The sequence below is a fragment of the Catellatospora sp. NPDC049609 genome (assembly GCF_040675365.1).
Taxonomy (GTDB): domain Bacteria; phylum Actinomycetota; class Actinomycetes; order Mycobacteriales; family Micromonosporaceae; genus Catellatospora.
In genome coordinates this window covers 1-8,674 of sequence record NZ_JBFAOU010000251.1, presented here as the reverse complement: position 1 = coordinate 8,674, position 8,674 = coordinate 1, and the positions used below count along the sequence as shown (strand labels likewise).

8 protein-coding genes and 1 pseudogene are annotated in these 8,674 nt (G+C 71.5%); 3 read left to right on the top strand and 6 right to left on the bottom strand.

The annotated features are described in order from the left end of the window. Positions 1-864, top strand: an 864-nt coding sequence (locus tag AB0J67_RS37130; RefSeq protein WP_363489814.1) for a Gfo/Idh/MocA family oxidoreductase, incomplete at its 5' end; no start/stop codon positions are given. A gap of 102 nt (positions 865-966) precedes the next feature. Here the strand turns inward: AB0J67_RS37130 and AB0J67_RS37125 are convergent. From AB0J67_RS37125 to AB0J67_RS37110, 4 genes are all read right to left on the bottom strand, one after another. After that, positions 967-1,974: an inorganic phosphate transporter gene (locus AB0J67_RS37125; RefSeq protein ID WP_363489816.1), complete on the bottom strand. Its 1,008-nt coding sequence runs from the start codon at positions 1,972-1,974 to the stop codon at positions 967-969. Between the two features lie 90 nt (positions 1,975-2,064). Next, on the bottom strand, positions 2,065-2,691 hold the full coding sequence (locus AB0J67_RS37120; protein ID WP_363489812.1) for a DUF47 family protein: 627 nt from the start codon (positions 2,689-2,691) through the stop codon (positions 2,065-2,067). Positions 2,692-2,810: 119 nt separating this feature from the next. Further along, positions 2,811-3,704, bottom strand: coding sequence for a PPK2 family polyphosphate kinase (locus tag AB0J67_RS37115; protein WP_363489810.1), 894 nt, complete (start codon positions 3,702-3,704; stop codon positions 2,811-2,813). Positions 3,705-3,947: 243 nt separating this feature from the next. Continuing rightward, positions 3,948-4,439, bottom strand: coding sequence for a DUF402 domain-containing protein (locus tag AB0J67_RS37110; protein WP_363489808.1), 492 nt, complete (start codon positions 4,437-4,439; stop codon positions 3,948-3,950). A gap of 112 nt (positions 4,440-4,551) precedes the next feature. Between AB0J67_RS37110 and AB0J67_RS37105 the strand changes: the two genes are divergently transcribed. Next, positions 4,552-6,594 (top strand): ATP-dependent DNA helicase, encoded by a 2,043-nt coding sequence (locus tag AB0J67_RS37105; protein WP_363489806.1) that lies wholly within the window; start codon positions 4,552-4,554, stop codon positions 6,592-6,594. A gap of 65 nt (positions 6,595-6,659) precedes the next feature. Here AB0J67_RS37105 and AB0J67_RS37100 read toward each other — a convergent pair whose 3' ends face one another. Continuing rightward, positions 6,660-7,829 carry a DUF5685 family protein gene (locus tag AB0J67_RS37100; protein WP_363489804.1) on the bottom strand — a complete coding sequence of 390 codons (1,170 nt, stop codon included), beginning with the start codon at positions 7,827-7,829 and terminating at the stop codon, positions 6,660-6,662. A gap of 107 nt (positions 7,830-7,936) precedes the next feature. Further along, a complete protein-coding gene (locus AB0J67_RS37095) occupies positions 7,937-8,278 on the bottom strand; it encodes a co-chaperone GroES (protein WP_363489802.1) in 342 nt (113 codons plus the stop codon). A gap of 81 nt (positions 8,279-8,359) precedes the next feature. Here AB0J67_RS37095 and AB0J67_RS37090 point away from each other — a divergent pair. Then, a pseudogene (locus tag AB0J67_RS37090) lies at positions 8,360-8,674 on the top strand (AI-2E family transporter); the annotation flags it as partial.

The window sequence follows — 8,674 nt, the reverse complement described above, 5'->3', positions numbered from 1 at the left end:
GGTTCGCGGACGGCGTCGTCCGCCGAGGCCTTCGCCGCCGAGCACGGGGTGGCCCGCAGCCACGGCTCGTGGGAGGCGCTGGCCGCCGACCCGGACGTGGACCTCATCTACGTCGCCACCCCGCACTCGCACCACCACGCGGCGGCTTCGCTGTGCCTGCGGGCCGGCAAGCCGCTGCTGGTGGAGAAGGCCTTCACGCTGGACCTCGCGACGGCGCAGGACCTCGTCACCATCGCCCGGGAGCGCGAGCTGTTCCTGATGGAGGCGTTCTGGACGCGTACGCTGCCGGCGGTCCTCAAGGCGCGGCAGCTGATCGCGGACGGCGCGATCGGCGAGGTGGTCGCGGTGCAGGCGTCGTTCGGCGTGGCGCTGGACCCGGACCCGTCGCACCGGCTGCGCAACCCGCAGCTCGGCGGCGGCGCCCTGCTCGACCTGGGCGTGTACCCCATCGGCTTCGCGCAGCTGCTGCTCGGCGAGCCGACCCAGATCCGCGCCTGGGCCCAGCTGTTCCCCGAGGGCACCGACGCGCGGACGAGCATCGCGCTCGGCTTCCCCTCCGGCGCCGTGGCCTCCCTCTACTGCGGCACCGGTGGCGACATCCGCACCGCCACCATCGTCGGCTCCACCGGAAAGATCGACTTCCCCTGGGGCTTCCACGCCGCCGAGAGGTTCGTCCTGCACCGCGACGGCGCCGACCCCCAGGAGTTCCAGGACGCCCCCTCCGGCCTCCACTTCGAGGCCGCCGAAGCCGGCAAGTGCTGGCGCGCGGGCCAACTCGAATCCGACCTGGTCCCCCTCTCCTCGACCCTCGCCACCATGCGCACCATGGACGCCATCCGCGCCCAGATCGGCGTCACGTACTGAAAACCGCGACGATCTTGCGTGAGCTGTGGGGATGACACGCCCCTTGCGGACGTATCCCCACCAGTTCGCGCAAGATCGTCGCGATCTTGACTGCGTACCCGGTCAGAAGATGGGGCGGACCAGGACGTAGGCGATGATGGCGGCCAGGGCGGCGCCGGGGAAGGTGAGGATCCAGGCCATCACGATGTTGCCCGCGACGCCCCAGCGCACGGCGGAGAACTTCTTGGTGGCGCCGACGCCCATGATCGCCGAGGTGATCGTGTGCGTCGTGGAGATCGGCAGGCCGTAGCTCGCCGCGGTGAAGAGCACGCCGCTGGCGACGGACTCGGCCGCGAAGCCGGCCATCGGGTCCAGGTGGATCACGCGGCGGCCGAGCGTACGGATGATGCGCCAGCCGCCCGCGTAGGTGCCCAGCGCCAGCACCGTGGCGGAGGTCCAGAACACCCACTCCGGGATGGTCTCGTTCGAGTCCTGGAAACCGCCGGTGTAGAGCGCCAGCACGATGATGCCCATGGTCTTGGCGGCGTCCTGCATGCCGTGGCCGACCGACATCGCGACCGCCGACAGCGACTGCATGATGCGGAAGAAGCGGTTGAGCGGCGTGGGGTGGAACAGCCGCGCCGACTTGCGCTTGGCGAGCGCCTTGGCCAGCAGGTACACCGCCCACAGCAGGATCAGCATCAGCAGCGCGCCGAGGATGAAGCCGGTGGCCGGGGACGCGATCATCGGGATTACGACCTTGTCCACGATGCCGCCCCACAGCACCTCGCCCTGCACGCCGAACGCGATGGCGGCGAGCATCGCGCCCACCAGGCCGCCGATCAGCGCGTGCGAGGACGACGAGGGGATGCCGAAATACCAGGTGAGCAGGTTCCAGGCGATGGCGCCGACCACCCCCGCGAAGACGATGCCGAGGCCTGCCTCGCCCTCCGGCGGCGTGATGATGCCGCTGCCGACGGTCTTGGCGACCTGGGCGCCGAAGTGGGCGCCGACGAAGTTGCCGATCGCGGCGATGCCCAGCGCGATCCGCGGGGTCAGCGCCCGGGTCGAGACGCTGGTGGCGATGGCGTTCGCGGCATCGTGGAAGCCGTTGGTGTAGTCGAACACCATGGCCGCGAGGATGACCGCGAGCACCGGTATCAGGAGTGCGTTATCCACGCTGGGCACCCCCGCCGCGGGAGCCGGCGATGAGCCCGCGCATCAGGACTCCTTGACGGCGATGGTCTCGATGGTGTTCGCCACGTGCTCGAAGGCGTCGCAGGCGGCCTCGAGCTCGTCGGCGACCTCCTTCATCTTCAGCACCGTCAGCGCGTCGTACTCGCCGCTGAACAGGCGCACCAGGAGCATGCGGTAGGTGCGGTCGCCGTCGTTCTCCAGGCGGTTGCACTCGACCCAGTAGTCCTTGAGGCCCTTCATCTGCTTGAGCCGCGGCATGGCCAGCGCGGTGACCTTGGCCTGCTGGTCCAGCACGTCGATCATCTCGATCATCTCCCGGGGCAGCGCCGGGAGCTTGGTCAGCCCGTACAGGTAGACCAGGTTGCCGACGGCCTCCAGGTGGTCCATGACGTCGTCGAGCTGCGAGCCGAGGCGGTAGATGTCCTCGCGGTCGAACGGCGTGATGAAGGTCGAGTTGATCCTGTTGTACAGCTCGTGCGTGATCTTGTCACTGTCGTGCTCGACCTCGGCCAGCCGTTCACTGACCGACTGCACGTCGGCACCGGGCAGCGCCAGCTCGGAGAGCAGCTCGGTGCCCCGCACGAGGTTCTGCGCGGCGCGGGAGAACATCTCGTAGAAGGCACCCTCTTGGGGGCGGAGCGAAAACTTCACCGCAAGCACCTTTGGTCTGTGGTGGTGTCATCCGGACGGTTGGGTCGGGGGAATGCTAGACACTGTTACCCGGCGTTCCTAACCCGGTCACCCAGCGCCACCTGCGATTCATGGGCCGTTCACCTCACGTTCACCTTCCCCGCCCTGCCCGCTTCGTCACGCTCCAGACGTTTTCGCTCGGTCTGGGGGTCGAATCCGGGCGGCGGATAGCTCAGCTCCAGGCGCCGCAGCGCCCCGAGGACGAGCTGAGCCACCGCCCAGTCGCGGTACCACTTCCGGTCGGCCGGCACCACATGCCAGGGCGCGTGATCAGTCCCACACCTGCTGATCGCATCCTGATAAGCCTGCTGGTACGCAGGCCAGAAGGCGCGGTTGTCGACGTCGTCCGGGTTGTACTTCCAGTGCTTCGTGGGCTCGTCCAGGCGCTCCAGCAGCCGCTTGCGCTGCTCGTCGTAGGAGATGTGCAGCATCACCTTGACCAGCGAGAACCCGCTGTCGACAAGCTCACGTTCGAACGCGTTGATCTTCTCGTACCGCGCTTTCCACACCCGCGGCGGCACCAGCTCGCGCACCCGCGCCACCAGCACGTCCTCGTAGTGCGAGCGGTTGAAGATGCCGACGTACCCGGGCAGCGGCAGCGCGCGGCGCACGCGCCACAGGAAGTCGTGCTGCCGCTCCTCGGCCGTCGGCGGCCCGAACGCGGTGATCCGCAGGCCCTGCGGGTTCATCGCCCGCGACACCCGCTTGACCGTGCCGTCCTTGCCGCCGCAGTCCATCGCCTGCAGCACCAGCAGCACCCGCCGCTGATCGGCCGGATCGCTCTTGGCGTTCGCGAACAGCATCTCCTGCTGCCGCGCCAGCTCGGCCCCGATCCCGGTCAGCTCGGCCCGCGCCCAGGCCTTCGGATCCTGGCTTACGCGCCTGCTCGCGGGCATCCCCGGCGTGCCCGCGGTGTCGATCGAGGCCAGCTCCACCCCCGACCCCGCCCGCAGCAATTCGGACACGTCCGCCACATCCCGATCATTGCGCACCTTCCCCCCACCCCGCCGCCCAACCACCAACTCCAGACCCCCGTACCCCGTTGATCATGAACTTATGGCACGGGTCGACGGCGTGCCCTTGCCCCAACTTCCTGATCGACAACCCACGCGTCCCGACGGCCGGGACGGCGGCGGTTATTGATCATGAGGTTGTGGACACGACACGCCGCCGAGCCGTGCCATAAGTTCATGATCAACCCGAGAAAGCGGGGGTGGTCAGGGGGTGACGTGGGAGAGCCAGCGGTGGAAGTGGGTGGTGAAGGGTTCCTGGTTGCCGCGGACGGCGTCGAGGAGCCATTGGGCGGCGGCGCGGGCTTGTTGGACGACTTCTTCGGGGTAGCCGAACTTGGCCTGGTGGGCGGCGAACTCGTCCTCGTCGACGAGCTGGACCTCGCCGGTTTGGCGGATCTTGCGGACGTCGAGGTCCAGGTCGGTGACCACGACGGTGTCGTCGTTCCAGGTGGCGGGGGTGGTGATGTCGCAGTAGACCGAGGTGTTGCGGGGGGCGGCGTTGAACATGGCGGTCCACCAGCCGGTGTGCGGGACCAGGACGACGCCGGGGATCTCGTACACCTTGCCGGTGTCGCTCACCGTGCCGCTCGGGATGCCGAGCCAGGTGCCGTGCTCGTCGCGTCCCAGCAGCGTGGCGGGGAACGCCCGGTGGGCGCTCCCGTCGAACTTGCGGATCTCCACGCGTACGACAGCCATCGACTACCTCGCTTCACGGCGGTGGTGGCGTTCCCCATCCCGACGCCACGACGCGAGCGGGACGGGGGTCGCGCCCACAATGCGCCATGTTCCCACATCCCGACGTGAATGCATGAGTGTCGGAGACGACCGGTACGGTCATTCGGTGCCGCCGAAGAAGTCGCGAACCCGCAGCCACAGTGCTCTGGACCTGCTGGACGCCGCCGTCGGGTCGGTGCCCGGCGGCTCCGCGCGGCCGGGCCAGCAGGCCATGACCGCGGCCATCGCCGAGGCCGTGGAGTCCGGTGACCACCTGCTGGTGCAGGCCGGCACCGGCACCGGCAAGTCGCTGGCCTACCTCGCCCCCGCGCTGACCGTGCAGGGGCCGGTCGTCATCTCGACGGCGACGCTGGCGCTGCAGGCGCAGCTGGTCGACAAGGACCTGCCCCGCATCGGCAGGGCGGTCGCGCCGCTGCTCGGCCGGGAGCCGACGTTCGCCCTGCTCAAGGGGCGTCACCACTACGTGTGCCTGGCGAAGCTGGAGCACTCCGACGAGCAGGACCCGCAGGACGCGCTGTTCGACGCGGGCTCCAGCGGCAGTGGCGTGAAGTGGCTGGGCGAGTCGGGCCGGCTGGGCAAGCAGATCGAGCGCATCCGCGACTGGGCGATGGAGAGCGACACCGGCGACCGCGACGAGCTGGACCCGGGCGTCGACGACACGGCCTGGCGGATGGTGTCGACCCCGGCGCGCGAGTGCGTCGGCGCGGCCAAGTGCCACTACGGGCCGGAGTGCTTCGCGGAGCTGTCGCGCGCCCGCGCCCGCGAGGCCGACGTCGTGGTCACCAACCACTCGCTGCTGTCGGCGGACATGATGGCCGGGCGGCACATCGTGCCCGAGCACCAGTTGCTGATCATCGACGAGGCGCACGAGCTCGCCGACCGGGTGTCCAGCGCCGCGCAGGCGGAGCTGACCCCGGACGCGGTGGACCGCACCGCCCGCGCGGCCCGCCCGTTCGTCGAGGGCGACGAGTACCAGTCGCTCCTGGAGGCCGCGGACGCGCTGACCGTGGGCCTGGCCGAGACCCCCGCCGGGCGGATCACCGGCCCGCTGCCGGCGGCCCTCGTCGAGGCCTGCACGCTGCTGGACGGCGCCACCCGCCGGGCGCTGACCCGGATCGGCGACATCAAGGCCGAGGACTCCGACCCGGTGCGCAAGAAGCAGGCCAAGTCCCTGCTCGACGAGGCGTCGACGACCGCGCAGCGGCTGCTGGAGGACAACGAGCACGACGTGGCCTGGGTGGAGCACGAGCCGCGCCGCGGGCTGGTGGTCGCGCCGCTGTCGGTCGCGGGCCTGCTCAGCGAGAAGCTGTACGAGGACCGCACCGTGGTCGCCACCTCGGCCACGCTCACCCTGGGCGGGAAGTTCGAGACGCTGGCCCGCTCGCTCGGCCTGCCGGTGACCGCGCCCAAGCCCGGTGAGAAGGAGCAGCCGGCGTCGTCCGGGCCCGGCTGGAAGTCCCTCGACGTCGGCTCCCCGTTCGACTACGCCAAGCAGGGCATCCTCTACGTCGCCGCGCACCTGCCCCGGCCCGCCGCGTCGGGGCTGCCGGACGCCGCCGGGGCGGAGCTGCTGGCGCTGGTGCAGGCGCTCGGCGGGCGCACCCTCGGCCTGTTCTCGTCCCGGCGGGCCGCGCAGCAGGCCGCGGAGCTGCTGCGCGCGAAGACCGACCTGACCGTGCTGCTGCAGGGCGACGAGGCGCTGCCGCTGCTGGTGCGCAAGTTCCGGGAGGACCGCAACAGCTGCCTGCTCGGCGTCATGTCGCTGTGGCAGGGCGTGGACGTGCCGGGTGACGCCTGCCAGCTGGTGGTGATCGACCGGTTGCCGTTCCCGCGCCCGGACGAGCCGCTGGCGGCGGCCCGCTCGGCGGCGGTGGACTCGTCGGGCGGCTCCGGCTTCGCCGCGGTGAGCGTGCCGATCGCCGCGATCCGGCTGGCCCAGGGCGTGGGCCGGCTGATCCGCTCCACCTCGGACAAGGGCGTGGTGGCGGTGCTGGACTCGCGGCTGGAGTCGGCCCGCGGTTACGGCCCGTTCCTGCGGGCGAGCCTGCCGCCGTTCTGGTACACCACCAAGCAGGAGACCGTGCTCGGCGTGCTCAAGCGCCTGAGCGCGACCTGAGCCGCCCGCCCACCTGAGCAGAGCTCCGTCCGCCGTGCCGGACGGAGCCCGCTCGAAGCGGACCGCTAGCAGCAGTCGCAGTCGCAGTCGCAGTTCTTGCAGATCCGGCCGCACTTGGAGCTCACGTCGCAGCATTCGCAGCAGGTGCCGTCGCAGCTGGTGCACCAGCCCTCGCGCGCCTTGCCGCTCCACGGCCCCGGATACGGGTCGCGGCAGCACACCTGGCAGGTGCAGCACATCCAGGCGGCGACCGCGCAGCCGAACAGCGGCCCGCGCGTGCGCGGCGGGATCTCCACGTGCGGCCAGAAGCAGGAGCCGCCGCCGGACGGCCGCGGCGCCTTCGGTGTCTTCCCCGGCTGGACGACGGGCGGGTAGTAGTCCGGGTCGGCCTGGGCGAAGGTGCGCTCGATGGCGTGCTCGACCTCGTGCACCAGCAGCCGGTGCACCAGCTTGGCGTCGGTGAAGGCCACCTCGGCCAGGGCCAGCCGGATGCCCGCCGCAGCGTCCCGGGCCAGCATCCCGGCCTGGGCGTACGACGCGCCCGTGGCGGCCAGCGGGTTCCACGCCCCGGCGGCCCGGTCGGCGGCCAGGTCCTCGACCGCGTCGAGCAGGTGCGCGATCCTGCCGAAGAAGCGGCCCGCCTCGGCCAGGGGCTCGGCGTTGCCGGGCCGCCCGGCCAGCACCGCGGTGTGCGCGAACGCGGCCGCCGTGGCGAGCTCGGTCGGCTCGGTGACGGTCAGCAGCGACGCGCCGCGGGTGATCGCCCGCTCGATGTCGTGCTGCCCGCCGACGGCCGCCAGCAGCACCGACGTATCCATGCCCAGGTCCAGGCCGGACCGGTGGGCGCGGGCCGCCCAGCGCCGGGCGAGCAGCCGGGCGCCCGCGGCGACCGGCCGGCGGCCGTAGAGGCCGTCCCCGTCGGCGGCGTGGTCGGACAGCTTCGCCGAGGCGAGCACCAGCGAGACCGTCGCGGCCAGGCGCGCGCCCGCGCCGTCGGCGACCGCCGCGGTGCGCATGCCGCGCAGCGGGCACGGCCCGGCGGTGCGCCGCTGCACCGCGTCGAGCTGCGCCTGGGTCAGCACGGAGATGATCAGGCCGTCGTAGTTGGTGACGATCCGGGCCGACTGCCCGTGCTCGTCGCGCAGGGCGAGGCAGAGACCGCACAGGTGGCCGAGCCACTCATCGTGCAGCCGCTCGGGCAGGCTGTGCGCGCAGGGGCGGATGATGCCGAACACGCGCGGCAGCCTAGGCGACCCGCGCCAGTCGCCGCGCCGTCCCCGTGCGCCGTCCCGCATCGCGGCCCGCGCCGCACGGGCCGCGGGACGCCGACCGGCCGCAAGGGCTACAGGTAGAGGCCGGTCGCGTCGGGCTCCACCCGCGACGCCGCCACGGCGTGCACGTCCCGCTCGCGCAGCAGCACGTACGACTCGCCGTGCAGCTCCACCTCGGAGCGCTCGTCCGGGTCGAACAGCACCCGGTCGCCGACCTGGATCGCGCGTACGTGCGGGCCGATGCCGACCGCCGTGGCCCACGACAGGCGGGTGCCCACCGAGGCGGTGGCCGGGATGACCAGGCCCGCCGAGGAGCGCCGCTCGCCCTCGGACGCCTCCGTCTTCACCAGCACCCGGTCGTGCAGCAGGCGGATGGGCAGCCCGGTTTCGGCGGTGGATGCGTTGAGTGTCACGCCGGTCAGGGTACTTCCCCGATGTTTGAGTGGTTCCAGGCGACTAACGTGGTGTGGTCGTCTGTCCCAGGGAGGACATCAGTGGGCCGGTTGGAGAACTTCAAGGCGAACGTGCGGCGCGCTTACGAGGCGAGCCGTGCCGGCGCGCGGGCCCGTCGCGAGCAGGAGGACCTGGAGCGCCGCGAGGCGGAGCTGCCGCTGCCCGAGCCCGCCGAGCCGGAGCAGGTGCACCACTCCACGACCAGCCGCGACGACGCCGACGTGCCGTACGGGCTGCGCATCGGCGCGGCCTGGGCGTGGCGCATCATCGTGCTGGGCTTCGCCCTCATCTACCTGCTGCAGTTCCTTGGCAAGATCAGCATCGTCATCGTGCCGCTGCTGATCGCGATGCTGCTG